27 protein-coding genes are annotated in these 26,251 nt (G+C 44.3%); 11 read left to right on the forward strand and 16 right to left on the reverse strand.

Annotation, left to right across the window (positions count from 1 at the left end; translation table 11 throughout):
* Positions 1-53 precede the first annotated feature (53 nt).
* The 4 genes from SKC38_RS00730 to SKC38_RS00745 are packed head-to-tail and all read left to right on the forward strand — an operon-like array spanning position 54 to position 6,910.
* The gene (locus SKC38_RS00730; protein WP_377974234.1) at positions 54-1,040 is read left to right on the forward strand and encodes an NHL repeat-containing protein; all 987 of its coding nucleotides are present in this window, start codon (positions 54-56) and stop codon (positions 1,038-1,040) included.
* Between the two features lie 14 nt (positions 1,041-1,054).
* Positions 1,055-3,358, forward strand: a complete 2,304-nt coding sequence (locus SKC38_RS00735) for a PSD1 and planctomycete cytochrome C domain-containing protein (RefSeq protein WP_377974859.1) — start codon at positions 1,055-1,057, stop codon at positions 3,356-3,358.
* 1 nt (position 3,359) lies between these two features.
* On the forward strand, positions 3,360-4,811 hold the full coding sequence (locus SKC38_RS00740) for a DUF1501 domain-containing protein (protein WP_377974236.1): 1,452 nt from the start codon (positions 3,360-3,362) through the stop codon (positions 4,809-4,811).
* Positions 4,811-6,910, forward strand: a complete 2,100-nt coding sequence (locus SKC38_RS00745) for a c-type cytochrome domain-containing protein (RefSeq protein ID WP_377974238.1) — start codon at positions 4,811-4,813, stop codon at positions 6,908-6,910. The genes SKC38_RS00740 and SKC38_RS00745 overlap by 1 nt, the downstream gene beginning before the upstream one ends.
* Here SKC38_RS00745 and SKC38_RS00750 read toward each other — a convergent pair.
* A complete protein-coding gene (locus SKC38_RS00750; RefSeq protein WP_377974240.1) occupies positions 6,907-7,236 on the reverse strand; it encodes a hypothetical protein in 330 nt (109 codons plus the stop codon). The two genes, SKC38_RS00745 and SKC38_RS00750, sit on opposite strands and share 4 nt — an antisense overlap.
* Before the next feature lie 6 nt (positions 7,237-7,242).
* Positions 7,243-7,518, reverse strand: a complete 276-nt coding sequence (locus SKC38_RS00755; protein WP_377974242.1) for a hypothetical protein — start codon at positions 7,516-7,518, stop codon at positions 7,243-7,245.
* Positions 7,519-7,685: 167 nt separating this feature from the next.
* Here SKC38_RS00755 and SKC38_RS00760 point away from each other — a divergent pair, with 167 nt between their 5' ends.
* Complete coding sequence (locus SKC38_RS00760; RefSeq protein ID WP_377974243.1) at positions 7,686-10,109, forward strand: TonB-dependent receptor domain-containing protein; 2,424 nt, start codon at positions 7,686-7,688, stop codon at positions 10,107-10,109.
* Between the two features lie 67 nt (positions 10,110-10,176).
* Here SKC38_RS00760 and SKC38_RS00765 read toward each other — a convergent pair whose 3' ends face one another.
* The gene (locus SKC38_RS00765) at positions 10,177-11,004 is read right to left on the reverse strand and encodes an inositol oxygenase family protein (RefSeq protein WP_377974245.1); all 828 of its coding nucleotides are present in this window, start codon (positions 11,002-11,004) and stop codon (positions 10,177-10,179) included.
* Positions 11,005-11,007: 3 nt separating this feature from the next.
* Complete coding sequence (locus tag SKC38_RS00770; protein ID WP_377974247.1) at positions 11,008-12,627, reverse strand: sodium:solute symporter family transporter; 1,620 nt, start codon at positions 12,625-12,627, stop codon at positions 11,008-11,010.
* Between the two features lie 102 nt (positions 12,628-12,729).
* On the opposite strand from SKC38_RS00770, the gene SKC38_RS00775 reads away from it, so the two are divergent.
* Both SKC38_RS00775 and SKC38_RS00780 read left to right on the forward strand, forming a co-directional pair.
* Positions 12,730-13,263, forward strand: a complete 534-nt coding sequence (locus SKC38_RS00775; RefSeq protein ID WP_377974249.1) for a VanZ family protein — start codon at positions 12,730-12,732, stop codon at positions 13,261-13,263.
* Positions 13,260-13,805 (forward strand): dihydrofolate reductase family protein, encoded by a 546-nt coding sequence (locus SKC38_RS00780; protein WP_377974251.1) that lies wholly within the window; start codon positions 13,260-13,262, stop codon positions 13,803-13,805. The genes SKC38_RS00775 and SKC38_RS00780 overlap by 4 nt, the downstream gene beginning before the upstream one ends.
* On the opposite strand, the gene bioD is transcribed toward SKC38_RS00780, so the two are convergent.
* The 5 genes from bioD to SKC38_RS00805 are packed head-to-tail and all read right to left on the reverse strand — an operon-like array spanning position 13,802 to position 18,527.
* Entirely contained in the window at positions 13,802-14,413 is a 612-nt protein-coding gene (gene bioD / locus SKC38_RS00785; RefSeq protein WP_377974252.1) for a dethiobiotin synthase, read from the reverse strand. The genes SKC38_RS00780 and bioD overlap by 4 nt on opposite strands.
* 6 nt (positions 14,414-14,419) lie before the next feature.
* Positions 14,420-15,760 carry a dihydroorotase gene (locus tag SKC38_RS00790; RefSeq protein ID WP_377974254.1) on the reverse strand — a complete coding sequence of 447 codons (1,341 nt, stop codon included), beginning with the start codon at positions 15,758-15,760 and terminating at the stop codon, positions 14,420-14,422.
* A complete protein-coding gene (locus SKC38_RS00795; RefSeq protein ID WP_377974255.1) occupies positions 15,757-16,707 on the reverse strand; it encodes an L-threonylcarbamoyladenylate synthase in 951 nt (316 codons plus the stop codon). The genes SKC38_RS00790 and SKC38_RS00795 overlap by 4 nt, the downstream gene beginning before the upstream one ends.
* A 4-nt stretch (positions 16,708-16,711) precedes the next feature.
* Positions 16,712-17,563: a DUF6671 family protein gene (locus tag SKC38_RS00800; RefSeq protein ID WP_377974257.1), complete on the reverse strand. Its 852-nt coding sequence runs from the start codon at positions 17,561-17,563 to the stop codon at positions 16,712-16,714.
* Positions 17,556-18,527, reverse strand: coding sequence for a sodium-dependent bicarbonate transport family permease (locus SKC38_RS00805; RefSeq protein WP_377974258.1), 972 nt, complete (start codon positions 18,525-18,527; stop codon positions 17,556-17,558). The genes SKC38_RS00800 and SKC38_RS00805 overlap by 8 nt, the downstream gene beginning before the upstream one ends.
* A gap of 261 nt (positions 18,528-18,788) precedes the next feature.
* Here SKC38_RS00805 and SKC38_RS00810 point away from each other — a divergent pair, with 261 nt between their 5' ends.
* Positions 18,789-19,700, forward strand: coding sequence for a LysR family transcriptional regulator (locus SKC38_RS00810; protein ID WP_377974260.1), 912 nt, complete (start codon positions 18,789-18,791; stop codon positions 19,698-19,700).
* 158 nt (positions 19,701-19,858) lie between these two features.
* Here the strand turns inward: SKC38_RS00810 and SKC38_RS00815 are convergent, their stop codons facing one another.
* The gene (locus tag SKC38_RS00815) at positions 19,859-20,290 is read right to left on the reverse strand and encodes a ubiquinol-cytochrome c reductase iron-sulfur subunit (RefSeq protein ID WP_377974261.1); all 432 of its coding nucleotides are present in this window, start codon (positions 20,288-20,290) and stop codon (positions 19,859-19,861) included.
* 178 nt (positions 20,291-20,468) lie between these two features.
* On the opposite strand from SKC38_RS00815, the gene SKC38_RS00820 reads away from it, so the two are divergent.
* Both SKC38_RS00820 and SKC38_RS00825 read left to right on the forward strand, forming a co-directional pair.
* The gene (locus SKC38_RS00820; RefSeq protein WP_377974263.1) at positions 20,469-20,681 is read left to right on the forward strand and encodes a DUF4287 domain-containing protein; all 213 of its coding nucleotides are present in this window, start codon (positions 20,469-20,471) and stop codon (positions 20,679-20,681) included.
* 19 nt (positions 20,682-20,700) lie between these two features.
* Positions 20,701-20,952 (forward strand): 4a-hydroxytetrahydrobiopterin dehydratase, encoded by a 252-nt coding sequence (locus SKC38_RS00825; RefSeq protein WP_377974265.1) that lies wholly within the window; start codon positions 20,701-20,703, stop codon positions 20,950-20,952.
* A 1-nt stretch (position 20,953) separates the two neighbouring features.
* Here the strand turns inward: SKC38_RS00825 and bla are convergent, their stop codons facing one another.
* Positions 20,954-21,673, reverse strand: a complete 720-nt coding sequence (gene bla / locus SKC38_RS00830) for a subclass B1 metallo-beta-lactamase (protein ID WP_465252842.1) — start codon at positions 21,671-21,673, stop codon at positions 20,954-20,956.
* A gap of 90 nt (positions 21,674-21,763) precedes the next feature.
* Here bla and SKC38_RS00835 point away from each other — a divergent pair, with 90 nt between their 5' ends.
* On the forward strand, positions 21,764-22,699 hold the full coding sequence (locus SKC38_RS00835) for an alpha/beta fold hydrolase (protein ID WP_377974268.1): 936 nt from the start codon (positions 21,764-21,766) through the stop codon (positions 22,697-22,699).
* A 60-nt stretch (positions 22,700-22,759) separates the two neighbouring features.
* Here the strand turns inward: SKC38_RS00835 and SKC38_RS00840 are convergent, their stop codons facing one another.
* The 5 genes from SKC38_RS00840 to SKC38_RS00860 form a co-directional block, all read right to left on the reverse strand.
* Positions 22,760-22,999: a helix-turn-helix transcriptional regulator gene (locus tag SKC38_RS00840; protein WP_377974270.1), complete on the reverse strand. Its 240-nt coding sequence runs from the start codon at positions 22,997-22,999 to the stop codon at positions 22,760-22,762.
* A gap of 207 nt (positions 23,000-23,206) precedes the next feature.
* Positions 23,207-24,085 (reverse strand): 4,5-DOPA-extradiol-dioxygenase, encoded by an 879-nt coding sequence (gene ygiD, locus SKC38_RS00845; RefSeq protein ID WP_377974271.1) that lies wholly within the window; start codon positions 24,083-24,085, stop codon positions 23,207-23,209.
* A gap of 31 nt (positions 24,086-24,116) precedes the next feature.
* Positions 24,117-24,656 (reverse strand): YceI family protein, encoded by a 540-nt coding sequence (locus tag SKC38_RS00850; RefSeq protein WP_377974273.1) that lies wholly within the window; start codon positions 24,654-24,656, stop codon positions 24,117-24,119.
* Between the two features lie 91 nt (positions 24,657-24,747).
* Complete coding sequence (locus SKC38_RS00855) at positions 24,748-25,335, reverse strand: Crp/Fnr family transcriptional regulator (protein ID WP_377974274.1); 588 nt, start codon at positions 25,333-25,335, stop codon at positions 24,748-24,750.
* Between the two features lie 37 nt (positions 25,336-25,372).
* Positions 25,373-26,242, reverse strand: coding sequence for a helix-turn-helix domain-containing protein (locus SKC38_RS00860; protein ID WP_377974276.1), 870 nt, complete (start codon positions 26,240-26,242; stop codon positions 25,373-25,375).
* Positions 26,243-26,251 lie beyond the last annotated feature (9 nt).

Here is a 26,251-nt window from a genome sequence, read left to right on the forward strand (position 1 = left end):
GTCGTGATTTTATCAAGTCGAGCGCTGCCCTCCTTTTATTTCCATCCTCTCCCATGAAAAAAATGGCCCCCAAATCAGGTGATATCATCTTGGGACATGGTTCCTTTCGCTATAAAGTCGTTCCCAATTGGGGGCTACTAGATGCGGGGAAAAATCCCGTAAACGACTGCCACGAAATGGTGGAAGATGCAAAAGGCCGACTCATCCTACTGACCAATGAGACGAAAAACAACGTGCTCATTTACGACAAATCAGGGAAGTTGCTTGACAGCTGGGGACACTCCTATCCGGGTGGACATGGCCTGACAATTTTAAATGAAGGAGGTGAACAGTATTTGCTTATTTGCGATACGGCACGACATCAAGTCATCAAAACTGACCTTAAGGGCCGCGAAATTTTTAAAATCGAATACCCCAAAGAAACGGGCATGTACGATGCCCCGAATCAATTTTTACCTACTGAAACTGCTGTAAATCCGCGAAATGGCGACATCTATGTGGCCGATGGCTATGGTGCAAATTTCATTACACAATACGATGCGAAGGGGCGTTATATCCGACATTTTGGAGGAAAAACGAGCGGCTATGCCGATGAGAAATTCAATTGTTGCCACGGCGTTTTAGTAGATACGCGCGATGCAGCAAACCCAACTTTATTAATCACAGACCGAGTAAATAATTCCTTAAAGCGCTTCACGCTCGACGGACAATTCATCACGCGCTACCATTACCCAGGGTCTTATATTTGTCGGCCTGTCCTCCACGGAAAATACATCCTCGCCGCCTGCTTCCGAAGTACGAGTGAATCGAATGTGGGCTCAGGATACATTCAAATCCTAGACCAAGACATGCGAGTCGTTTCCACGCCCGGAGGATCCGCGCCGGAGTATCAAAACGGGGTCCTGCAAGCCCAGCACAAAGACGATGCCCAGCAGGTATTCATTCATCCGCACGATGTATATGCAGATTCAGATGAGAATATTTACGTGCCTCAATGGGCGTCAAATAAAACCTATCCCATTAAACTAGAACGTATTTAAGTATGAGTCGGATGATGCGCCTGCTTCTCGGTTTTGCCTTCGCGACATGTGCTTGCTTTGTCTATGTGCGTTGCACAGATTCGAATGCGCAAGACGGAGGTATACCGGACGTCATCGACTACAATTACCACATCCGACCGATTCTTTCTGATCGCTGTTTTAAGTGCCATGGGCCGGATGCCAACAAGCGTAAGGCAAATCTTAGATTAGACACACCAGAAGGTGCTTATGCCGCTTTTAAAGATAGCCCGTCCATGCATGCCATTGTTCCCGGAAATCCGGAGGCATCGGATGCATTCCAACGCTTAATTACGAAAGACACATCACTCCTGATGCCTACGCCGAGTTCGCATTTGACGGTTTCTGCGCATGAAATTAAATTAATCGAAAAATGGATTCAGCAGGGTGCCGTTTACAAGCCCCATTGGGCATTTATTAAACCCACGAAATCGGCTTTGCCAGCTGCCGACGAAGATTGGGTTCGCAATCCGATCGACTATTTTGTCTATGCGAAAATGACTGAAAAGTCCTTGAAGCCTAGTCCAGAGGCATCGAAAGAACAATTGCTGAAACGGGTTTGTCTCGACTTAACTGGCTTGCCGCCGAGCTTGGACATGCAAGATCGCTTTTTGAAAGACGATAGTCCACAAGCGTATGAAAAGATTGTCAATGAGCTACTCGGCAGTAAACATTACGGCGAAAAAATGTCGATTCAATGGTTGGATTTGGCGCGATATGCGGATTCGCATGGCTACCAAGACGATGGTTTGCGCACCATGTGGCCGTGGCGGGATTGGGTGATTCACGCATTTAATTCGAATTATTCCTATGCCAAATTTGTCACGTGGCAATTAGCCGGCGATCTATTGCCCCGACCTTCGAAAGAGATGTTACTCGCCACAGGCTTTAATCGTAATCATAAGATTACGCAAGAAGGTGGGGTTATCGACGAAGAGTATCGCGTGGAATATGTAAATGACCGGACGAATACATTCTCCAAATCTTTCCTTGCGCTTACCTTTGAATGCGCGCGTTGCCACGATCATAAATACGATCCGATATCACAAAAGGATTATTACAGCACCTACGCATTCTTCAATCAGGTGCCCGAAAAAGGCTTGTTTGGAACCATCGACGCATCCTTCGCAGATCCACCGAATATGTCCATCACAACCAAAGACGTGAAGTCCATCTTGAAATTTATACACAAAAAAGATACGGCTTCGGTGGATGTGATGGTCATGGCCGATTCGAGTAAGCGTAGGCCGACCTATGTCTTGTCGCGCGGAAATTACGACATGCCTGGGCCCGAAGTGGGCGTAGGAATTCCCAAAAGCATTTTACCCTACTCGCACACGAAATATGGCCAAAATAGGCTCGGTTTAGCCCGCTGGGTCCTAGATCCTCAAAACCCATTGACCTCCCGGGTCTTCGTCAATCGAATGTGGGCGCAGTTTTTCGGTCGGGGCATTGTGAAAACCGTCGGCGATTTTGGTATGCAAGGCGAACTGCCTACCCATCCCGAACTATTAGACTGGTTGGCCGTCGATTTCCAAAGTCACGGCTGGAATATCAAACGATTGGTGAAACAAATCGTCATGTCGGCGACGTACCAACAGGCCTCCACGGTTACTTCTGAATCCCAACAAGTTGACCCGGAAAACATTTACCTATCGCGCATGTCGCGGATTCGAATTCCAGCAGAGCAGATTCGAGATCAGGTATTGGCTTCCGCCGGCATCCTAAATCCGGAAATTGGCGGGCCGAGTGTCAAGACCTATCAGCCTAAAGGTTTGTGGGAAGTCGCAACCTCGGGTCGTGGATCCTTGATGAATTATATCCAAGATCATAACCAGGATTTGTATCGCCGCGGGATGTATGTGTTCATCAAGCGCACGGTACCACCGCCAACCATGTTGATTTTCGATGCGAGTAATCGGGATCAATGCGAAGTGCAGCGCGGACGGACAAATACGCCTTTACAGGCATTAGTCATGATGAACGATCCACATGTGTTGGAAAGCTCGCGGGTCTTAGCCAGTCAATTCTCACACGAAAAAGGAAGCATAGAGGAAAAATTAACACGCGCGTTCAGGCGGATTGTTTGTCGGGCCCCCAAAGAAAAAGAGCTCGCCATGCTAAAAAAATACTACGAAACGGAACAAGCCTCTTGTGTGCAAAACCCGAAAAAAGTTCAGCATTTGATGAAGATTGGGGAGTACAAACAAGACAAGGCGGCGGTGACGGGATCCACAGCGGCTATGATGCTGACGATTCAATTAATCTATAACATGGAGGAGACCATCATGCGGGTTTAATATGGAAAACGAATTCTTTAAAAATCGACTGAATATTACGCGCCGACATTTCTTTGGTCAAGCGGCTGCGGGCATTGGTGGATTGGCTTTGGGATCATTGCTTGTTCCTGAACTTTTCAAAGGGGATGCTGCCAGTCAATCTTTACCCTTGGGCGTGGCCCATTTTGCCCCCAAAGCCAAACGCGTCATTTACCTTTGCCAAAATGGGGCTCCCTCACAGTATGAGAGTTTCGATTACAAGCCAACTTTGAATAAAATGGCAGGCCAGGAATTACCGGATTCGATTCGAGGGGGACAGCGATTAACAGGAATGACGGCTTCGCAGGATAAATTCCCCCTTGTAGGTTCCTACTACAATTTCAAGCAATACGGAAAATCAGGCACCTACATCAGCGATTTATTCCCGCACATCGGCTCGATTGCGGATGACATTTGTGTCATTCGAACGATGAATACGGATGCGATTAATCATGATCCGGCATTGACCTTTTTGCAGACCGGAGCGCAAGTTGGGAACCGCCCAAGCATGGGTGCTTGGATGTCTTATGGTTTGGGAAGTGAGAATAAAAATCTTCCGGCTTTTTGTGTGCTGCTTTCACGAGGTCGAGGCAATGGGCAGGGGGTTTATTCCAAACTTTGGACCAATGGCTTTTTAGACTCGACGCACCAAGGTGTTGTTTTCAGTAGCTCAGAAGATCCGATTTTATACTTAAATGATTCCGATGGAATCGATAAGGCCGGTCGGCGCAGAATGCTCGACCAACTCGCGGAATTGAATCATGAGGGATTTGCGGAAAACAAGGATCCAGAGGTGGAGGCCAAAGTACAGCAATACGAAATGGCTTATCGCATGCAAACCGCCGTTCCGGAACTGACGGATTTATCCAAAGAGCCGGATCACATTGTGAAAATGTATGGGCCGGAATGTTTGGTACCGGGCACCTATGCGGCGAATGTTTTATTAGCTCGTAAACTTTCCGAATCGGGTGTTCGCTTCGTGCAAATTTATCACCAAGGTTGGGACTCACATGGCAACTTGCCACAGGAAATGGCGATGCAGGCGCAGGATGTGGATCGCTCATCGGCAGCGCTGATTACTGATTTGAAACAACGTGGTTTGTTGGACGAAACACTCGTCATTTGGGGCGGGGAATTTGGTCGGACCAATTATTGCCAGGGGAAATATACGGCCGACAACTATGGTCGGGATCATCACCCTCGAGCCTATAGCATTTTCATGGCTGGTGGAGGCGTGAAGGCGGGAACGGTTTACGGCGAGACGGATGAATTTGGATACAATGTCGTGAAAGATCCGGTACATATCCATGACTTCCATGCGACCGTACAGCATCTGATGGGGATCAATCATGAGCAATTGACCTACAAACATTTAGGTCGGCGATACCGATTAACCGATATTGCGGGGAACGTTTTACCAGGATTAATCGCGTAATGGGGAAGATCGAAAAGATAGGGAATTTGATTTTGTGGGGGCTGCAAGGCTTCTTGGTTTTTCTCTTGGTTTTCCAGTCGAGTTTCGCCTTGCCACTTGCCGGAATTGGGCATGTACACCCACTGATTTTACATTTGCCCATTGGGTTTGGAGTGCTTTTGCTCGGACTATTTGCCATCAAAAAACAGTTCGCTTCCTTCGAGGTTCTTGCTGAATTTTTGCTTTTAATTACTGCCGCCTTTTCAACCTTGACCGCCATTTTTGGATTGTTTTTGGCCAAAGAAGGGGGCTATGAAACGAGTGCCTTGGACTGGCATCAATGGTCGGGCGTTGCAGTTTCTTTTGTGTATTTTGTTTGGGTACTGTTGCGTAAAAATTTACTCGTAGGGGCGTCGCTTGGATTCATTGCCTTGGTGATTGCTGGCCACACGGGAGCAAGCATCACGCATGGGGAAGACTACTTGCGCTTTGGTGAAAAGTCAACAGAAATAAGCTCCGAAAGCTTTGTGTTTGCCGATATTGTCCAACCGATTTTAAAGGCCAAATGCGAGTCATGTCACAATGAACAAAAGTCGAAAGGCGCGCTCAAAATGAATAGCATTGCGAACCTGCTGAAAGGCGGCAAACATGGGGCGATCTGGAAAGCAGGCGATGCGTTGAATAGTCATTTGGTCCAACGAATCAAATTGCCAATAAACGCGAAGGAGCACATGCCTCCGCTAGGGAAAGCGCAATTGACGCCCGATGAAATCACGATCTTGACTTTGTGGGTAAAAGAAGGTGCGTCCTTCGAAAAGAAACTAGGGCAATTCAGCCCAGATTTTAAAAAACTTGTGCAGCCCACCGAGCTGACAGCTAACACAAAATCTTATGACTTTTCTGCAGCATCAGCGTCAACGATTAAATCCGTCAATTCACCGTATTGCACGGTATATCCGATTGCTTATGAGTCTCCGGCATTGCAGGCAGATTTTTATGTGGCGGCTAAATTTGACCCGAAAACACTTTCGGATTTATCGCAGGTGAGTGAGCAGTTGGTGGGTCTTCAACTCTCCAAAATGCCCATCACCAATGAGTCCCTTGGTCTTGTTTCCAAGTTTTCAAATCTAGAGAAATTAAACTTGAATTTCACGGCTGTTGACGATGCTGGCCAAGGTTCTTTGGCCGGCCTAAATCACTTGGAGCAATTGTCCATTTCGGGCACGAAGGTGGGGAAATCAGGAGTCTCTAAATTGCTCGCCAAGCTTCCTGCACTAAAGGAAATACATGTGTGGAGCACGAGCCTTTCGCCTGAAGATTTGAGCGCCTTACGCAAGCAATTTCCCAAAGTTACATTCGATGCTGGCTACATTCCTAAAGCGGAAACCTTGCAAATCAATCCCCCGATCTTGGTGAATGAGAATCTAATTTTAAGGCCGGGAGAAAAGCTGACCTTTAAGCATACTTTGCGCGATGTTATTTTCCGCTACACCGTAAACGACTCCATTCCCGATTCACTTAGCGCGCTGCAAACACGGTCGGAAATCAACATTTCCAATTACACGAAAGTCCGCATTTTGGCCACAAAGGCCGGTTGGCGTGCCAGCAATCCCATCGATGTCCGCGTGTACAAATCGCAATTCATCCCAGCCCGCATGGATTTACTCTCCAAGCCCGATCCCAAATATCCAGCGGCAGGCGGGGCGAGTTTGATGGACTTCGTGATCGGAGCGCGGGAAGTGAAGGGGGTGCCTAATTTTACGTGGCTGGGATTTAAGGAAACAGACTTGGATGTGATGGCGACATTTGAAAAATCAACATCGGTTCATGGCGTGACTTTATCGTATCTAGAAAAGACGGATGCCGATGTTTTTCCGCCGGTGAAGGTGGAAGTTTGGGGAGGGGACACGCCTAGTCAAATGCGATTAATCACGAGCATAAAACCCGAACAACCCAAAGAGAAAAGTGGCTATTCGCCGCGTGGGATAAACATTCCTGTTTCTAGCAAAGCTGTAAAATATTATCGAATTAAGGCAGAGCGCTTGAAAAGACTACCTACTTTTGTGGATAACAAAGGAAAAGGCGCTTGGCTACGGGTGGATGAGCTTTTGTTTTATTAATGCATTTTCCCCTTTTCTTTCAGTAGGGAATACGCCTCCTCCCAACTAGGAATCGTGTCCGATTCATAGCCATAAGTTGGACCTGTCGCAATTTGCTTAAACGCTTTCATGGCCTTCAGATGAGCGCCACTTCGTAAATAGGCCAACATGAGCTCTCGACTTTCCCATGCCGTAATCGTGCATTGATATTCGTGCATTTTTTTAACATCGCAATGTAGATTTCCAGTAGCCGTTTGGGCCTGTCGGAAAGCAGGAATGGCTAAAACCCAAAATCGAATATAGGCGAAGAAGCCTTTGGGCTTTAGACCCGTGAGCGAGATGTACATATTTTTCTATTTACCGTTCCAGCCGTCTTTAAAACCTTGCACTAAATCAGACGATCCTACCTCATAACCAAATAAGCCCACAACGAAAGCAAGATGTATAACCAATACCGCCTTTTGCCAGGTAGGGCGTTCTTTCCATGGCTGGGATTGATCAAAAGGATCAAATGCTAATGCGATTCCAAATTGTGTTGCAGCCTCGGTCAAAGCGTGATTCGTTAGCAACTGAACAAAACCCATGACGACAAAACCGATGTAAAGAAATTTATTGAAAGATGTTTTCATAAGAGAATCTATCGTATTTAATGCATCAAAATTAGATTTTCAACCCTGTATTCAAAACCATTCGTCACAATTGGCTCTTATTTAAAATAATTCTAAATAGTGTTGCACATGTCAATTCGCCAACCTACATTTGTGCTCTATTTAAAATTAGTCTAAATAAGATTTACATGAAAAACACGCTAATCACATTCATATTCCTGCTTTCCATTCCATCTTTTGCCCAATTAGGTGTTATTTCTGGTCAAATCAAATCCGAAACAAACGAAGTCCTTCCGGGCGCATCCGTAGTACTTATAGGAACAGTCAGAGGCGTTGAAAGTAACACAAACGGCCAATACATACTTAAAGCCTTAAAGCCGGGTAAATACAGCATCAAAGTAAGTTTTGTAGGTTATCAGCCGAGCATCCAAGAATTAACCTTGGGCGAAGGGGAACAACGCAATGCCAACTTCATCCTACGCGACGTCACGGAACTTCAAGGTGTTTCGGTCTATGCGCAGTCGGGCGTGAAAGGAAATACTTTTTTACCACAGGTCAATGAATACACGATCACGGCCGGCAAAAAAAATGAGGTCATCGTACTCGATCATTTACAGGCGAATTTAGCCATGAATAATTCCCGCCAAATATTCTCCCGAACACCAGGCATTTCCGTTTGGGAAAGTGATGGCTCCGGCATACAATTAGGCGTCGCTTCCCGTGGACTTTCGCCCAACCGTTCCTGGGAATTTAATGTGCGCATGGATGGCTATGACATCACACCCGACCCGATGGGCTACCCCGAGGCCTATTACACCCCTCCCATGGAAGTCGTGGATCGTATCGAAATCATTCGCGGCGCGAGTTCCTTGCAATATGGTCCGCAATTTGGTGGGCTAATGAACTTCATCCTGCGTAAACCGGACATATCCACCAAACTGGTCGTAGAAAGCCAAAACACAACCGGAAATAACGGTTTAATCAGCTCATTTAATTACGTGGGTGGGACGTCAGGCCGACTAAGCTACACGACCTATTATCAAAAAAGAATGGGAAATGGTTGGCGCCAAAACTCCTATTTCAACACGGATCACTCCCATGGAGAGTTATCCTATGCCGTTTCGAACAAATTAAAAATTGGCGCCCAAATGACGTATATGTACACGCAAAGCCAACAAGCTGGTGGACTGACGGATGCGGCATTTGCTCAAAATGCCCAACAAAGTTTACGTTCCCGAAATTGGTTTAGCAATCCTTGGTTAATTTATGCGCTGACCGCCGACTACATCATCAGTCCGGAATCAAAGCTTAGCTTGAAATATTTTGGGACCACGGCTGAACGGAGTTCGATTGGATTTACAAAGGCAATTACGGAGTCAGATTTGAACGGAACGAGACAGGTTGACCAGGATTATTATCAAACAAACGGAGCTGAATTGCGCTATTTGACTAACTACAAAATCGGGCGATGGAAGAATACCCTCGCAGCGGGTTTACGCTACTTTAATGGCGAAATAAAGCGGAAACAATTAGGAGTAGGCAGCAAGGGAACGGATATGAATTTTGCCATTCAAGGTTTATTCACGCGGGATTTAGTATTTCACAACAGCAATTATGCCGCATTCGCAGAAACCATTTTGAGACCCTCCGAACCCTTACTCATCACCTTGGGAGCCCGCTTAGAGCAAATCGAAACGCACATGATGGGACAATCCGGATTAAGTGCCGCCGGTTTACCAATCGCAGCAACTCCAAGCAGCCGTGGCCGTTCATTCGTGTTATTGGGCGCTGGCGCTGAATACAAAATGAGCCCAAACACAAAATTTTATAGCAATATCGCGCAGGCTTATCGACCTGTTTTGGCTTCCGACTTATTGCCTCCCGCTACGACGGATGTTATCGACCCCAATTTGAAAGATGCCAAAGGTTTCAATTTCGACTTAGGCTATCGAGGTGAAATCGCGAATTACCTGACTTTTGATGTCGACTATTTTTACCTGGATTATGACAATCGCGTAGGTACGATTTCGCGGACAAATACCGATGGGAAAATCTATCAATTCCGCACAAACCTAGGGCATTCAGTATCCAAAGGGATGGAAGCTTACGTGGAATTTAGCCCAACGACCGCATGGTTAAAACACCAACGATTAGGCAATATCTCCGTTTTTGCATCCATCGCAGCCATTCAAGCGCGCTACATGGATTTTAAAACAACATCGCTTGTCAATGGCCAAATTGTCGAAGGAAACCTAGCTGGCAAACAAGTTGAAAATGCCCCCGAAAAAATTAATCGCTATGGCATTACATATTCCAAAAAAGGGCTTTCGCTCAGTTGGCAAATCAGTGACATCGGTTCCGCTTTCGCAGATGCTAGCAACACGATCACACCCAATGCCGCTGCAACCACGGGTCTGATTCCCGCCTACCAAGTGCAAGACATTTCGGGGTCGTATAAATTTAAAAAATATGCCCAATTGAAATTTGGGGTAAACAACCTGACAGACGAACGCTATTTCACTAGACGTTCCGGCGGATATCCGGGTCCTGGAATTTTACCAGCAGATGGCCGCACTTGGTATGTGGGCTTGAATTTGAAATTCATCAACTAAAAAAAGAATGGCATTTCTTCAATCTTAATAGCGAAGAAATGCCATTTCATTTTAATTAATAATCGTACTACCAGTTGATCGGTCCCTTGCCTAAATACTTCTCGGCAATCGGCATGTAGTAGGATTTTAGTTCTTCGTAAACGGGCACGACAGGTGATTTGGTATATAGATCGTACTTGTTGAAATCGTGAATCCAGTCCAAATATTGCTCATCTTTAGCAGTCATGAATTGGCGATAACTTCCGCCGGAATGCCATGGGTAGAACGAGTGGTAGCGAATCATCGCCATACCCGCTTCTGGGATTTTATTATCTGCGTGATTTTTTAATACTTGGTATAAATACTCATCATGTCCCCAGGCCAAATGCAAATTATCTAAACCACAACCTGCCTCGTAAACCCCTAATTCGGTATTGTAACGACTATCCTGCATGTCAGGATTTAATGCATTGAACTCCGGATAGACACATGAATCTGGAAGTTTACAACCCACCACAAACACGTCGCCCACCAAGCCCCATTGCTCCGCTTGAGAAGTTCCATCTTCATCCGATCCGAACAAGTACATCGCTTTTCCTAAATCATGAATTAAACCCACTAATTGCATCCAATCCGGTCGGCCATCTGCGCGTAAACCTTCTGCCGATTGCAATAAGTGAATGATGTTTGGGAGATTCAAGTCTGGATCAGACACATCCACGAGTACATTTAAACGCTCCATCATTTCCCACAAATCCATGGGATGATCGAAGGTCAAATACTTTTTCTTCATGCGCAACACATAGTCATAAGTCTGGCGCGAACGCATCTTGCGGTAATGCTCTTTGACAGCCGCCGTGATATCCCCTTGATCGTAGTTACGAAATTCCGATTTGTCTTTAGAAATTGTTTCCATGATTTAATAAAATACAGTATAAAGCGCCGATACGATGCCCATAATTAAAATTGAAATAATCGCAAATTGGCCGCTGACGGTGAAGTCGGCACGTTCCACTGCTAAGCCTTTCGGATTATCGATGCTAGAACGATCTGCCAAAGAAATCAAGACCATGATGGCAACCAGAATCAAATAGACCCACATGGTTACATTCAAAAATGGAATTGGATTTCCGCCGATAAAAGTATGCAAATTCTTGAATAAAACCACGAGTGGGATCGAAGCAACCGCAGCAACAATCGCGGCGGCAGATGTTGTTCTTTTCCAAAACAATCCCAAAGAGAATAGCGCAAAGGCACCTGGCGTCAGGTAGTTGGAATATTCTTGAATGAATTGATACGCTTGCTCCAGTTGGCGTAATTGCGGCGCAATCAACAATGCGATGGCAAAAGATACCCAAATCGCGATGCGACCCACCCAAACGGTTTGGGCTTCTGAGGCATTGGGGTTCAAGGATTTTTTGTAAATATCCAAGCTGAAAATCGTGGAAATACTATTGCTTTTCCCTGCCAAAGAGGCCACGATCGCAGCGGTTAATGCGGCAAAAGATAAGCCTTTAAGGCCAGCAGGCAATAGATTCATTAAGGTCGGATACGAGTGATCGGGTTTAATAATCCCATTAATGGCCATCTCGCTTTGGAAGGCCCCATTTTGGTAAAGGACATACATCGCAATCCCCGGAATCACACAGATTAATGGCATCAGTAATTTCAAAAAGGCCGCAAACAAAATCCCAGAACGAGCTGTGGGCAAGTCGGCACCCAGCGTCCTTTGAACGATATATTGATTACAACCCCAATAATTCAGGTTATTAATCCACATCCCACCAAACAAAATTGCGAAGCCCGGAAGCGCATCATAATACTTATCTCCCTCGGAAAAAATCATGTGAAAATGGTCGTCGGCCTGCGAACGCAATTCCAACAAGCCCCCAAAAACGCCTCCGCTGTTAAAGCGATCGGAAACCATATCCAAGGCCAAATAAGTCACCACCAATCCCCCGATAATCAACACAATTACTTGAATGAAATCGGTATAACCGATCACCTTCATCCCACCCAAGGTAATGAAGATCGCGAAGATTGCGAGTCCAATCATCGCATATAAAAAAGGAATTGAAGTGATGCTTTCAATCGCCAACGCACCTAAATACAGGATGGACGTCAGGTTCACAAACACATAGAGCAAGAGCCAGAAAACCGCCATAATCGTCGCCACCGTATTATTATAGCGTTGCGACAAGAACTGTGGCATCGTGTAAATCTTATTTTTTAAGAAAATGGGGACGAAGAAAACAGCGACGATGACGAGGGCGGCTGCCGACATCCATTCGTAGGATGAGATGGCTAAACCGATAGCGAAGCCAGAGCCGGACATCCCGATGAAGTGTTCGGCAGAAATATTGGAAGCCAGTAAAGATGCACCAATCGCCCACCAGGTTAAGGAACCTTCCGCAAGGAAAAAGTCTTTGGTACTAATTTCTGCCTTCTTTTTTCGCTGATATACCCAGTAACCATAGCAGGTCACAGAAACAAAATAGAGAAGAAATACGACGTAGTCGAGGCTTTGTAATTGTTTCATGAAAGTTTAATAGGTTCGAAGCAATTGCTTTGGTTTATCAAACTTAAGAAATTCAATTTAATATTGCTTTAATACTAATTTTAAAAACGTTTATTTTATGCAATGAAGATTTTTACGCGCACGCTAATTGCGTTCTATTTACTGCTTTTAATCAAATTTGTGGTCTTCAAGGATTTGGACATGATCCTTGTCGGCCACATGCGATTCTATTTTGGAGGGACCCAAACAGGAGATCCGAATTGGATTCCATTCAAAACAATTGCTTCATATTTCATGGGTAATAAAGGTTTGCTGATTGTCGGCTTAAATCTTGCAGGAAATTTGCTGTTACTCGCACCCATCGGATTTTTAATACCTGCAGGATTCCCTGATATTCGTCGGAACACGATTTTCATGCTCGCTTTGTGTACGAGTTTAAGTATCGAGATTATTCAGCATATATTCCAAATTGGATTTTTTGATATAGACGATGTCTTATTGAATAGCCTTGGATTCATTTTAGGATATTATTTTTGCGCGCTATTACCCGGGAACTGGCAAAAGGCATTCACGCTCATGTTTTCCATCATTTTACTCGGGCTTTTGCTTTATTACCTTAGTCATTCAGTTCCCATGAACCCAATGCCTCTCCGATGAAACAACATCACGTATTTATTGCGACAAGCCTTGATGGCTACATTGCTGATGCCCAAGGTGGCGTGGGGTTCTTGGACACCTTTCCGATGCCGGAAGGAGATGACATGGGGTATTATGCTTTCATGGACCAAGTGGATGTGATCTTGATGGGTCGCAAAAGTTTTGAAACTGTTTTGAGTTTTGGAGTGGAATGGCCTTATACCAAACCCGTTTTTGTTTGGAGCCAAACGCTCAACCAGATACCCGCGGAATTGGCCGGCAAAGCAGAACTCGTGCGAGGAACTTTAGCAGAAGTAGAGACCCTCATCCAGGCCAAAGGCTTTCAGCATTTTTACCTCGACGGCGGCCAAGTCATTCAGTCTTTTTTACGAGCGGATAAAGTTGGAACCCTAACCATCACCACCATTCCGGTTCTGATCGGTGATGGGGTCCGACTCTTTGGCGCTTTAACGAACCCCATATACTTTCGATGTGTCCGTTCCAAAACCTATGCGAATGGATTGGTCCAACAGGTGTTTGAGCGAACAACGGCTGAACATTAAAAAAAGCATTTCAATGATTGAGTAAACCGCTGAATTTCTTCTTTAGAAATTTCAGCGAACTGCCCCACTCGAAACAGTATAGGCAAAGCACTCATGGATTCAATGAATGATTCCGTCGCGGGATTGGGCTCTCCATTAATCACAATTCCGGCTATAGGAATTTCCCGACGCTGCAAAGCCTCGATGGATAAAACCGTGTGATTGATGCTTCCTAGGTAATTGCGCGAAACGAGTATGACAGGAATTCCCAACTGCTGTATAAGGTCAATCATCAGATCTTGATCATTCAATGGAACCATGAGTCCGCCAGCACCCTCAACAATTAGATGATTAGACGTCTGAGGTAAAGTAAAATCAGAAAGCTGGATTTGCACCCCATCCAATGCCGCAGAGGCATGTGGGGAAAGCGGCGCGTTTAGTCGGTACCTCTCCGGATGGAAGTATGATTTCGTATTTGAAACAAGCGCTTGTACTTTCATGGTATCGGTTAGGTGCAAATCTCCCGATTGGACCGGCTTCCAATAATCAGCTTGTAAATATTCGGTAAGTATAGAAGACACAACAGTCTTCCCGATTTCAGTTCCTATTCCTGTGACAAAAAATTGCATCGTTGTTTATCTAATTTTGTGAAATTGTAATCTTTTCCCTGTCTGCCCATTCGTGAATTTCCCATCTTGAAAACACAGGTTCCCACTGACAAAAGTGCGTTTAATTTGATGTGAGAATCTTCGTCCCACCGCTGGTGACCACCCACATTTATAAAGGAGCGATTGAGTTTTTACTTCCCAAGGGGCTGATGGAGCGACTTCAACAAGATCTGCAAAATACCCTTCTCGGATATAGCCTCGATCGACCATTTTATAGCAGTCGGCAACGCGGTGACTCGTTTTATCGACCAATGTCGTTAGTGCTAATTCCCCCCGACCCACGAGTTCCAAAAGCATCAATATAGCATGTTGGACCATGAGTGCACCGGATTTGATTTGCAGGTAATTTCCTGTCTTTTCTTCGAGACTATGTGGCGCATGATCTGTGGCAATAATATCCAATCGCCCATCCTGCAAAGCTTTCAATAATTCGACGCGGTCCTCCTCCGACTTAACGGATGGATTCCACATGATTTTACTTCCTACGTTTTCGTAATCCGCATCGGTAAAACACAGATGATGAATGCAAGCCTCTGCTGTGACGCGCTTTTTTTCAATGGGTTCAGGACTAAATAATTTCGCTTCCGCGGCTGTCGATATATGAAAAAAATGCAGGCGGTTGTTGTATTTTTTTTGAATGTCCAAAACCCTTCGGGTAGCTGTTTCACAAGCCTCGGAACTACGAATAGCCGGATGAAGTGCAATAGGAATTTGATCGCCGTAGGCTTGTTGGTATTGCTGTAAATTTCTCCGTATCACGGAATCATCTTCGCTATGCAAGGCCACCAAGGTTTCCGCTCGGGAAAATAATTTTTCAAGGTATTCAGGGTTATTGGCCAAAATCTCTTGCTTTTCTAGGTAGAGACCATCGTCGGTAATCCCACAAACCGATTCATTATCTACGCGCAGTGCTTCCTCCAGATTCGAGGCGGTAACCCCCATGAAAAAAGAATAATTAGCCAAAGATTTTTGAGCGGCTAGTTGGTATTTTTCTTCCAACAAGGCGCGCGTCAAGGTATTCGGAATCGTGTTCGGCATATCCATAAAAGAGGTAATTCCTCCGGCCACGGCGGCTTTGGATTCCGTATGGATATCCGCTTTGTACGTTAATCCTGGATCTCGAAAATGGACTTGATCGTCGATCATTCCGGGAATCAAGTAATTCCCTTGAAAATCAATTACCTGCGCGTTCGCATCAGAGATCTCGTTTCCGATGCGTTCGATTCGCTCGCCAGCGATGAGCACATCGCTGGGTTTGGTTTGCCCTTCGTTAATTAACAGAGCATTTGTGATTAGGTATTTTTTCATTGGGTCGCGGCGCGGTCTAAGCGATCGTTGATGGTGTTTCCAAGTCCATGCGCGGGGAGTCTCTCTACAATAATTAAATCGAGACCCATCTTATCTAAGGTATGAAGCGCGGAAAATAAGTTTTGGGCAGCTTCTGCTAGGTCGCCTGAGGGGGCTAATACGAGATTAACCTCCACATGAATGCTTTCAATTTGAACGGATTTAAACCAAAGAATTCCCACCTTTTTTTGCTTGACTGTGCTGAGCATAAACAGGGGTTCATACGTTACAATCAAGGAACAGGTCGGGGCATAATGTTTCTTATGTTGGCCAGGAAGTGATGCATGTTCAGATGCCGCCGTCCGGTTTAATATACGCCCAACCTGGGCTTCAATGGACTCAATGGAAATCGCTCCGTGCCGGAGTAATACCACTTCATCTCCTTCAAATCCTACGATAGTGGATTCGACACCCGAAGTACAAGGCCCGCCGTCTAGCGTATAAATCGCCGGGAAATAAGACTCAACATGTTCCGCTGTGGTTGGACTAATCCGATTAAAGGGATTAGCACTCGGGGCAACCAATGGAAAGTCCAATTGATTCAGAAGACTAAGTGCTGTTTGGTGATTCGGAATTCGAATGGCCACATTTTCCTGCTCGGCGGTAACGAGCCCACTGACCGTTTGATTTTTGGGAAGAATCATCGTTAAGGGTCCGGGCCAAAAATGCTTCGCTAGCAGGGTGGCTTTCTCGGGAAAGCGCTTCACTAAAGCGCGCGCTTGGCTAATAGAGGCGACGTGCACAATAATCGGATTCGTCGTGGGTCTATTTTTGGTTCTAAAGATGGAAGAAACGGCTTCGGAATTGAATAGATTTGCCGCCAAACCATAAACAGTTTCCGTAGGCAGTCCTATTAAATCACCTTGTTTCAAGCGTTCACAAATAATCGACAGGTCTTTGGTAATCATATTATTAAGGGTTACAAAAATCGCAAAACATGGGGTCTTCATTTTTTAGGCCATGGCTGGGATCCCGATACTCGGTATGCTGACAGTTTTGGCAACGAAAAACTTCCGATTTTACGCTTCGGGTAGGTAATCCGCAATTTGAACAAAGAAGACCCCGTTGGATGTCGGTAAGCCTAAATCCAGGCGTATTACAAACAGGACAGGCCGATTGAATTTGTTGGATTAGCTCAACCGTCAAGGCATCGATTACCTTCATGCGAGTTGGATTATGCATCGCGCGCATATCCGTTTCCAGGCTACATTGCCCGTAGCGTTGCATGAAACGTTCAATCGTTTCGCGCAAGGTCTTTTCGTCATGTACTCCTTTCACACAATCCGTTGGATCGTCAGCACTTTTCTTGATAATAATGGCATGCGAGGGGAATTGTGCTTGTGCCAAAAATCCTTCCAACGCATCGTATGACTGAAGGAGAATTTGACTGTAATTGGTCTTTGTCTCTAGCTTCTTTACGACAAATTCCCATGCATTTTTTTTATCGATAAGAAGCAAAAGCTCCTCGTGTGCTGGAATAAATGGGATTGAAGGGTGGGCACCAAAAGAACCTTCCGAGGCAATTGCCAACTCGGTCCCCGCAATTTCCATTGCCAGGGAGCATTTCATTCGCGCAGTTTCTAAGGGATTATATCTGCGTTCCACTTCACCAGAAAAAGTGCCCAGTGAATCCGTATCGAGTTGGTCGCTGTTTACACATTGCAAACCAAGCGCTTCCGATAAACGTGGCGCAATGACAGCTTCCTTGCCATGTTTGGTGGCAATGGCAATATTTCGACCCTGGAAAAACAGCGAACTATCCATGAATTATTTGAAGAAACAAAGGCATTCCGATGGTAATATTGATGGGGAAGGTCACGCCTAAAGCCATAGGAATGAAAATACCGGGATCTGCTTTGGGAGCAACCAAACGCATGGCTGCGGGTACGGCAATGTAGGACGCACTCGCGGCTAACACGGCGAAAATAAGTCTGCTGGCCTCATTAACTGTGACATACTGACTCAGGTAGGCTGTTACCACCCCGTTTAAAAGTGGAACAAATATGGCAAAACAGATTAAAAAGGCTCCCTGCTTCTTAAAAGCCGCAAAGCGGCCTGCTGCAACCATGCCCATATCGAGCAGGTAAATGGCTAAAAATCCTTTAAAAATGTCGGAAGTGAAATGTTTAATCCCGACAGATTGATTCGAGTCGGAAATAAATCCGATAAGCAAACTACCGAAAATCATGAGAACACTACCATTGGTTACCGCGTGTTTAAGCGCTGATCGCCAAGGCGTTTTGGGGCTTTTAGATTCGGAGGAACTTGGAAACAGATTCATTAGTATAACGCCCATAATGATCGCTGGAAATTCCATGGAGGCCATGACGGCGACCATTTCGCCGCCTAGTTTCATGTGATTCATTTCCAAAAATGCGACAGCGGTAACGAAGGTGACAGCACTAACGGAACCATAACAAGAGGCAATGGCTCCAGAGTCAAATGAATTCAGTTTCGTTTTTAAGATGAAAAAAGAGTAGATCGGAATTAGCGTGGCTAGAAGAAGACCAAAAATCAAATTCACAAGAACTTCTTGCGAAATTCCGGTAACCGCAAGTTCAGCCCCTCCATTAAAACCAATAGAAAAGAGCAAATAGAGCGCAATAAATGCCTTCGAAGCAGAAGGTATTTCCAAATCACTTTTCACGAGTTTGGCAATGACACCCAAAATGAAAAAAAGGAGTGTTGGGTTTTTGAGATTAAAAATCAGAAGTTCAAAATGGGACATATCGACGGATTAATTAGGGCTTTGCATCAGTTTTAAGAAATTTAACGCTAGGATGATTAATAGACTAATAAACAGCTTATCCATGATCGGATCATGGTTCACAAAGCACATGATTAAGAAAACAAGTATGCCTATTACATGCAGTAGAAAAAGGAAGGAATGTTTGGTCGGTTTTTTTTGCATTCGTTTTTTTTGCAAAATAAGTTCGAGAATTTTAATAATTTTTATTTAAGTTTATAATGAAATATATTAGTAATTTTTATGAACTATACACTCAATCAACTACAGATCTATTTGAAAGTGGTCCAAACGATGAGTATTACCAAAGCGGCAGAGGAGTTAAACCTGACGCAGCCCGCTGTTTCCATTCAGATAAAAAACTTCCAAGCGCAATTTGAAATTCCGTTAATTGAGATTATCGGTAAAAAGATCTACGTAACTGATTTTGGCCAAGAAATCGCCAAGTCGGCAGAAGGAATCATTGATCAAGTCTATGCCATCAATTACAAGACTATGGCGTTTAAGGACCAGTTACTTGGCCGACTGAAAGTTTCCGTTGTTTCGACGGGCAAGTATGTATTGCCCTATTTTTTAACGGAGTTCCTGAAAAATAATCCGGGGGTGGAGATCAGCATCGATGTAACTAATCGGGAAAAAGTATTCCAAAGTTTGGAAAACAACGAGGTAGATTTCAGTCTGATTTCGACGGATGTGAATAGCCCAGCATACGACTATATTGATATCTTAGAAAATGAACTTTATCTAGTGGGGAATCCCTCCACGGCGGCATTGAATCCTAAATTCGCCTTTCAAGAGTTCAACAAAGAGCTTCCATTAATATTTCGAGAAAATGGATCTGGCACTCGAAAAATTATGGAATCCTATTTAAAAAAACAGGGTATTCATGCCTTGAAAAAGATTGAATTAATGTCGAATGAGGCAGTAAAGCAAGCCGTGATGGCTGGGCTTGGCTATTCCATCATGCCTATGATCGGTATAAAGAACGAGTTGAAAAATGGTCAATTAGCAATCATTAAACGAAGTGGACTTCCCATCAGTACGACTTGGAAGTTGATTTGGCACAAGGAAAAAAATCCCTCCCCTGTTGCAAGAGCCTTCATGAAATATATCCTTGAAAACAAAGAGGCCATTCGGAAAAATTACTTTGAATAAACAGAGCCGCCCAACGATGGGCGGCTCTGTATGAAACCCCTTTTCATTAATTAAATTTGTAAACGAACTCTTAACGTTTGCGATACAAACCTATGCAGCAAGGCTGATTAAAAAAAATTAAGTTCATTATGGTGATTATGAATTTTTTTTATGATTAACTAGGCCTTCACTTTCAGTGATGAACCCATAATCTCAATTTCTAATTTAGTCAAGCCCCTTGTCGCGGGCCCTTGAATCAAGGCTCCTGTAGCACTGAAGGTCGAGCCATGCGCTGGGCATAAAAACGAAGATGTATTAGCATTGTATTCCACCGTGGCTCCTGCATGTGGACAAACTGCCGAATAAGCGACAAAACTCGCTACCGTATTCCCCGTGGCGGTACGAATGACAATGAATCCATTTTTGGCGACATACGTATTTACTGACTTCAAATCCGTATCTAAATTGATGCTGAAACCCGAGGATGACCCAGGGCTATTTACCGGAGCAGGAGCGCCATTGTCATCCTTTGAACAAGCTTGCGCCAAGCAAGCGAGGCAGGCCACCGAAAAACTGCCTGTCAGTGTTGTTAAAAATTCTTTGCGTTTCATATCGCTTAAAGGGTTTATCCACGGCTTAAACTTGAAAACATTGAATTTGTTTCTGGTTTACCCAGTAAAAATATATCCGTACCGCTGATGAATAAGGCCATAAGCCCGCATGCTTTTTCCAGCAAGGACGTTTTCCGAAATATATCTTTACATTTAAGGATTAAACCCTTTTACGATTATGTCATTTCAAGCCTACATGGATAACATACAAGCCAAAACAGGTAAAACGCCCGAAGATTTCGTACGACTAGCCGAGGAAAAAGGATTCCTGAAACAAGGAGTTCCCGCCGCCAAAGCGACCGAAATTGTGAATTGGCTGAAAGCAGATTTTGATTTAGGCCATGGGCATGCCAATGCGATTTTCGCCTATTTCAAAGGGAAAAGAGACTAAATTACTTAAAAAACAATCGATGAATAACTGGATAGAAACCGCAAGCCAACTGGAAAAAACGTTCACGTTTGACTCCTTTGAATCGGCCATGTTGTACATGCAAAAGGCCGCTGAGAAAATCGCGGAATTAGATCATCATCCCACGTGGACAAATACCTATAATCGAATCGACATCGTCCTAAGTACGCACGATGCAGGTATCAAGGTTACAGAAAAAGATTGGGCATTAGCTAATATCTTTGACACGCTTTTTACAGAGATGAAAGGATAATCTATTGCTTGAATAGCTGCCGCGTATATTCCAATAATTTCGCATCTCCCACAGCGCCATGTCCTGGAACAACATGCTTCACCTGCGAAAAAGCCGATTGAATTTTAGCTACCGTTTCCGACCAAGCGCTTACATTCGCATCACCTAAAAAGCCTTTCGTCGCTTGCAATTCCTTAATCAAACAACCTCCAAAAAGAACTTGCTCAGCCGGGAAATAAGCCACAACATTATCGCGGGTATGCCCTTCGCCAAAGAAACGCAATTGAACTTCTTTGCCCCCCACAAGCAAACTCGACTTGTTTGAAAAGCCCTTTTGGGGCACCATCATTTGATTCTGACTCGCTAATTCTATCGTTTTTTCATTCGCAATCGATGGGATTCCCGCCGCATGAAATGCCGAAAGCCCCCCGAGGCAATCGCTGTGAAAATGGGTAGGCACAATGGCCACGATCTTGCATTTCAACACTTCCTGCACCCATCGAATCAATTCTTGCGAACTGGGGTCGTCAGTAGGTGTATCAAACACCGCGACTTCATAGCCATCACGGATGATCAATCCATTGCAAGCAACCTTGCCAAAATCATCTGTCTGCAAAAAAGATGTATGAACGAATGTATTTTCGGATAGACTTGTAACAATCAATCGGTCCGACGTGTATAATTTTTGTTGGCCTATCGCCCCAAAGCTCACACATAAAAGCACAAACAGCAAACGCTTCATCATTATTTCCAAAAGGTGAAAACAAAAATATACATTTTCGACTACGATGTGCTTTCTATCCCTTATTTTAGCCCACCAAAACACCCAGACATGAAACTAGCCACCAAAATCGTCGGCGGAATATTCGCTCTTTTGTTCATTCTTTTATTCATCATTTGCGAACGTGACCGTCCAGTATCGGAATTGGTTCCATTGTATGCCAACCAAGATTCTCGTTTCATGTCGATCTTAGGGATGAAGGTGCATTACCGCGACGAAGGCGTACAAACAGATTCGGTACCCTTGATTTTATTGCACGGAATGTCTTCGTCCTTGAATACGTGGGATAGTGTGGCGATGGGATTAAAGTCGGTGCGAAGAGTAATTAGTTTGGACTTACCGGGTTTTGGCTTGACCGGTCCTTCGCCGGAAAACACCTACAATTTTGATTACTATTCGAAATTCATAGATTCATTTACGACGCGCCTCCACATCAAACGCTTCATCCTTGTGGGTAATTCCATGGGCGGTGCAATCTCGTGGAATTATGCACTTCACAATCCGAAGGGTCTTGCCAAAATGGTCTTAATTGATGCCGCGGGTTATCCGAAAAAAGGCGAGAGTGGTTCGTTGGGATTCAAAATTGCATCTACTCCGGTGATCAATAATTTGTTACTGTACGCAACGCCCAAAACCTTGGTTCGTAAGAGTTTGGAAACCATTTATTTCGATCAAAATCGATTAACTGACGCGCAGGTAGAGCGCTTTCACGATGTCGCTATCCGAGAAGGAAACCGCGCAGTGGCATTGGAAATTTTCAAAGGCTCTTTTGGTACAACGAAAAATAAGGGCCAAATCAATCAAGTGAAAAGCCCCACGCTCATCTTATGGGGCGAGAAAGACAACCTCATTAGCGTGGAAAATGTGGCGCTTTTCAAACGAGATATTCTGGGCAGTCGGGCAGAAATTTATAAAAACGTGGGCCACGTCCCCATGGAAGAAGTTCCCGGGAAAGTGACGGCATCTATCTTGAATTTCATACGTTAACGATAGATTCAAACAGAAAATCATCCACGGATTTTGATGCCCAAGTTAAATGGTGAGCATTTAATTCTCATTAGCTTGCACATTTGAGAAAATGTCCTGCATGGGGACATTCAGCGAGTAGGAAAGGTTATAGACCTGATAAATGCTTGTATTGATTTGACCCAATTCGATTCGACGCAATTGCTTGCTTTCTATTTCAGCCTCATGCGCTAACTTCTCGATGGTTAGGCCTTTTTCCTTGCGTATTTCCCGAATGTTAGAGCCGACTAGAACGACCAGCTCTTCCTTCTTTAGTTTCATGGCCCAATATGGAAAAAGGTCAAATCTGACACAAGGTCACATTTGACCCCAATTCCGTTAAAGCAAATGTACATTTAGTTAACGGGAAAAAAGTAAAAACATTGCTTTGGGCTAAAGGAAGAAAAAACAGTATCCATATAGACCCACACAGTAGGATATTACTTAACTATGTGGGTCCTAAAACTTCATTGGTCAATACGAGTGAAATTACCCAATCTTCACCGAAGTCATCGTAAGCGATCCGCCTACTGCCATGTCATTGAAAAAACGAATCTTTTCGTTCTTCCCCTTTAAGCCTAGCACATAAAGCAAAGGGATGTAATGCTCCGGCGTAGGGATTGCCATCAAGGCTTCTCGGCCTAAAGATTCATATTTTACGAGTCTTTCGTGTTCGTTGTTGAGAATCAAATCTTTCATTTTTTGATTGATTTGTTTCGCCCAGTCAAAGGCATAATTGGGGGCGTTCAATTTTCCCCAGTCCAACATGCGTAAATTATGTACTATGTTCCCGCTACCCACAATCAACACACCTTTCTGCCGCAAATCGGCTAATTCCCGCGCTAAATCGTAGTGATAGGTCATATTTTGACCGGAGTCAATGCTCAATTGCAAAATGGGAATATTGGCCTTTGGATACATGTGACGAATAATCGTCCAAGTTCCGTGGTCTAGCCCCCAGTCATGATCCAATTCCACATGCGTACTTTTGATCAATTTCTGGGTTTCTTTCGCAAGGATTGGATCCCCTTTGGCTGGGTATTGCACCTCAAATAATTCGCGTGGGAATCCGCCAAAATCGTGAATCGTTTTCGGAGATTCCATGGCCGTAATCTGGGTACCGCGCGTCATCCAATGTGCAGACACGACCAATACCGCTTTGGGTGTAGGGATTTCCTTCGCCATCGCTGACCAGGTCCGACTGAATTCATTGTCTTCGATGCCGTTCATGGGGGAACCATGGCCGATAAACAAGGTGGGCATCACCGAGCCCGTATAAATCAAATCATCCGTGAATGACTTAAATCCTGAAAATGTGTTGATACTTCCCATGGCCAAAAGACTGCTTAAAAATTGGGTTCGATTCATTTGAAAATACGCGAAAGGCATCGCAATTTGATTACGCGATTGTTTTCACAAATTGGATTTCAGCGGCTAATTTCACTTCTTCGCTCACCAAAACTCCCCCTGTTTCCAAGGCTGCGTTCCAAGATAAACCGAAATCGTTGCGGTTGATTTTTCCCGATAATGAGAACCCTGCCTTAACATTTCCCCAAGGATCTTGGCTAATTCCGCCAAATTCCACATCTAAGCTCACCTCATTTGTGATGCCTTTGATTGTCAAATTTCCTTTCAATTGTCCATTTTCTGCATCGAACATTTGGAAGGATGTACTCGCGAATTGGATATTCGGATGATTTTCTGCGTCAAAAAAATCACCACTTTTCAAGTGGCCATCACGGTCCGCATTATTCGTATCGATTGACGTTACATCGATGGTCGCTTGTGCTGTGGCTTTGCTAAAATCATCTCCTTCTGTCGTTAATTGTGCGGAGAAATTACGAAACTCACCTTTCACGTTGGCGATCATTAAATGCTTTACTTTGAATGTTAATTCACTGTGCGTAGGGTCAAAAGCCCAAGTGGTTGTATTTGCCATGTTGGTTTGCATATAAGGGTTTGTCGATATTGACAATGCAAAGTTGGGGCAAAAAACGCGCGGGCAGATTAACCTATGTTAATAAATGAAATTAGTGTTTGCTGGCCAATTGCTTACGAATCCGGCTTAATGATTGTGGCTGAATGCCGAGATAGGAGGCAATGAGGTATTGTGGAATGCGTTGCATGAAATCGGGGTGGCGCTTGGCAAATTCCGTGTAACGATCTTCTGCTTCTTCGCTGGTGGTTTTGGCCATGCGGTATTGCATAGAAACATAGGCATTCTGAATCAATACGCGGAAATAGCGTTCCAAGATAGGCATCGCAGAACAGGCTTGTTCGAAAGCCGCCTTGTTCATCATCAAGACCTTTGTCGGTTCTAAACATTCGATGGAATAGGTCGATTTATTTCCTGAAAAAAAGCTTGCTAAGTCGGAAATCCAATAGCCCTCCAAGGCAAATTGAACGACCTGCGTATCACCTTTTCGATCCGCCAAATAACTGTAACAAGAGCCTGAAAGGACAAAAAATATGTAATTACAACTTTGGCCAGCTTCCAGGAGGAGCGCCTTTTTGTCCAGTGTTTTTTCAAAAACGAAGGCATCAAACTGCAGGGCGCATTCCTCCGACAAGGATTGGCCGCTGTACTGTTCGATACTTTTTCGTAATAGGTCGTTCATGGGCTGTCAAAACTAATTGAAAAATGGCAAAATCAACTTATACCCGATAAAAACCTGCCCTAAATTCAATTGGGGTCTTCTCCACATGCTTCTTGAAGAACTTGATGAAGTTGGTAGGCTCATCAAACCCAAGTTCAAATCCGACTTCTTTGATGGAATTTGCCGTATGGGCTAATAATCGTTTAGCCTCTAAAATAACGCGTTCGTCTATAATCTCCTTCGGGGATTTGCCCAAAACAAATTGGGTGGATTTGTTTAATTTTCGTTCGGATACCGACATCTTATCGGCATAACCCGACACAGATTTTAGCTCCGTAAAATGCGATTCTAAGAGTTGATTAAACAATATTGTGTAATCCAATTCTTCACCTTTCCGGATTTCCTTAAATCCAGAGGCGCGTCTTTCCCGTTCGGCAAGCAGTAATAAATTATGCAATAGATTATGTAACACATCAAATTGAACCGAATCATGAGGCTTCGACAATTCTGTTTCGATGTCTTGAAATGTTGAAATTAAGGGCGAATAATCAGCCACCTGAAGTACCGGATCTTCGAGTAAATCATTGAACAAAATATTTTTCCGCAAGTATTTGATATCCTCCGGATATTTATCAAAAAACGCTTCTGTGAATAACAAAAACCGACCGTCATAACCCCCTTTGGGATCTAACATTTGAACCCGATTCTTATTAATGAAGAGAAAGGAATTTGCTTGAACAGGAATCGGCTTAAAGTCAATTACGTGATTCGCAGTTCCTTGTTGGTAGAAAAAGATGTTATAATAATTATCCCGATGCGGATAGGCAATGTTCTCGTGGTGAAGCAATAAGGTTTCGGCAATGGAAATGACTTCGATTTCGAGCGGAAGACCCGCTTTAAATCCGATGTTCTTTATTTGATTTGCCATAGGACAAAT

The organism is Aquirufa echingensis (assembly GCF_042714525.1).
Taxonomy (GTDB): domain Bacteria; phylum Bacteroidota; class Bacteroidia; order Cytophagales; family Spirosomataceae; genus Aquirufa; species Aquirufa echingensis.

What these genes read in the sequence shown, in the direction of transcription:
- SKC38_RS00730 (WP_377974234.1), top strand. Translation starts at nt 54, where the DNA reads ATGAAAAAAATGGCCCCCAAATCAGGTGATATCATCTTGGGACATGGT.
- SKC38_RS00735 (WP_377974859.1), top strand. Translation starts at nt 1,055, where the DNA reads ATGCGCCTGCTTCTCGGTTTTGCCTTCGCGACATGTGCTTGCTTTGTC.
- SKC38_RS00740 (WP_377974236.1), top strand. Translation starts at nt 3,360, where the DNA reads ATGGAAAACGAATTCTTTAAAAATCGACTGAATATTACGCGCCGACAT.
- SKC38_RS00745 (WP_377974238.1), top strand. Translation starts at nt 4,811, where the DNA reads ATGGGGAAGATCGAAAAGATAGGGAATTTGATTTTGTGGGGGCTGCAA.
- SKC38_RS00750 (WP_377974240.1), bottom strand. Translation starts at nt 7,236, where the DNA reads ATGTACATCTCGCTCACGGGTCTAAAGCCCAAAGGCTTCTTCGCCTAT.
- SKC38_RS00755 (WP_377974242.1), bottom strand. Translation starts at nt 7,518, where the DNA reads ATGAAAACATCTTTCAATAAATTTCTTTACATCGGTTTTGTCGTCATG.
- SKC38_RS00760 (WP_377974243.1), top strand. Translation starts at nt 7,686, where the DNA reads ATGAAAAACACGCTAATCACATTCATATTCCTGCTTTCCATTCCATCT.
- SKC38_RS00765 (WP_377974245.1), bottom strand. Translation starts at nt 11,004, where the DNA reads ATGGAAACAATTTCTAAAGACAAATCGGAATTTCGTAACTACGATCAA.
- SKC38_RS00770 (WP_377974247.1), bottom strand. Translation starts at nt 12,627, where the DNA reads ATGAAACAATTACAAAGCCTCGACTACGTCGTATTTCTTCTCTATTTT.
- SKC38_RS00775 (WP_377974249.1), top strand. Translation starts at nt 12,730, where the DNA reads ATGAAGATTTTTACGCGCACGCTAATTGCGTTCTATTTACTGCTTTTA.
- SKC38_RS00780 (WP_377974251.1), top strand. Translation starts at nt 13,260, where the DNA reads ATGAAACAACATCACGTATTTATTGCGACAAGCCTTGATGGCTACATT.
- bioD (WP_377974252.1), bottom strand. Translation starts at nt 14,413, where the DNA reads ATGCAATTTTTTGTCACAGGAATAGGAACTGAAATCGGGAAGACTGTT.
- SKC38_RS00790 (WP_377974254.1), bottom strand. Translation starts at nt 15,760, where the DNA reads ATGAAAAAATACCTAATCACAAATGCTCTGTTAATTAACGAAGGGCAA.
- SKC38_RS00795 (WP_377974255.1), bottom strand. Translation starts at nt 16,707, where the DNA reads ATGATTACCAAAGACCTGTCGATTATTTGTGAACGCTTGAAACAAGGT.
- SKC38_RS00800 (WP_377974257.1), bottom strand. Translation starts at nt 17,563, where the DNA reads ATGGATAGTTCGCTGTTTTTCCAGGGTCGAAATATTGCCATTGCCACC.
- SKC38_RS00805 (WP_377974258.1), bottom strand. Translation starts at nt 18,527, where the DNA reads ATGTCCCATTTTGAACTTCTGATTTTTAATCTCAAAAACCCAACACTC.
- SKC38_RS00810 (WP_377974260.1), top strand. Translation starts at nt 18,789, where the DNA reads ATGAACTATACACTCAATCAACTACAGATCTATTTGAAAGTGGTCCAA.
- SKC38_RS00815 (WP_377974261.1), bottom strand. Translation starts at nt 20,290, where the DNA reads ATGAAACGCAAAGAATTTTTAACAACACTGACAGGCAGTTTTTCGGTG.
- SKC38_RS00820 (WP_377974263.1), top strand. Translation starts at nt 20,469, where the DNA reads ATGTCATTTCAAGCCTACATGGATAACATACAAGCCAAAACAGGTAAA.
- SKC38_RS00825 (WP_377974265.1), top strand. Translation starts at nt 20,701, where the DNA reads ATGAATAACTGGATAGAAACCGCAAGCCAACTGGAAAAAACGTTCACG.
- bla (WP_465252842.1), bottom strand. Translation starts at nt 21,673, where the DNA reads ATGAAGCGTTTGCTGTTTGTGCTTTTATGTGTGAGCTTTGGGGCGATA.
- SKC38_RS00835 (WP_377974268.1), top strand. Translation starts at nt 21,764, where the DNA reads ATGAAACTAGCCACCAAAATCGTCGGCGGAATATTCGCTCTTTTGTTC.
- SKC38_RS00840 (WP_377974270.1), bottom strand. Translation starts at nt 22,999, where the DNA reads ATGAAACTAAAGAAGGAAGAGCTGGTCGTTCTAGTCGGCTCTAACATT.
- ygiD (WP_377974271.1), bottom strand. Translation starts at nt 24,085, where the DNA reads ATGAATCGAACCCAATTTTTAAGCAGTCTTTTGGCCATGGGAAGTATC.
- SKC38_RS00850 (WP_377974273.1), bottom strand. Translation starts at nt 24,656, where the DNA reads ATGGCAAATACAACCACTTGGGCTTTTGACCCTACGCACAGTGAATTA.
- SKC38_RS00855 (WP_377974274.1), bottom strand. Translation starts at nt 25,335, where the DNA reads ATGAACGACCTATTACGAAAAAGTATCGAACAGTACAGCGGCCAATCC.
- SKC38_RS00860 (WP_377974276.1), bottom strand. Translation starts at nt 26,242, where the DNA reads ATGGCAAATCAAATAAAGAACATCGGATTTAAAGCGGGTCTTCCGCTC.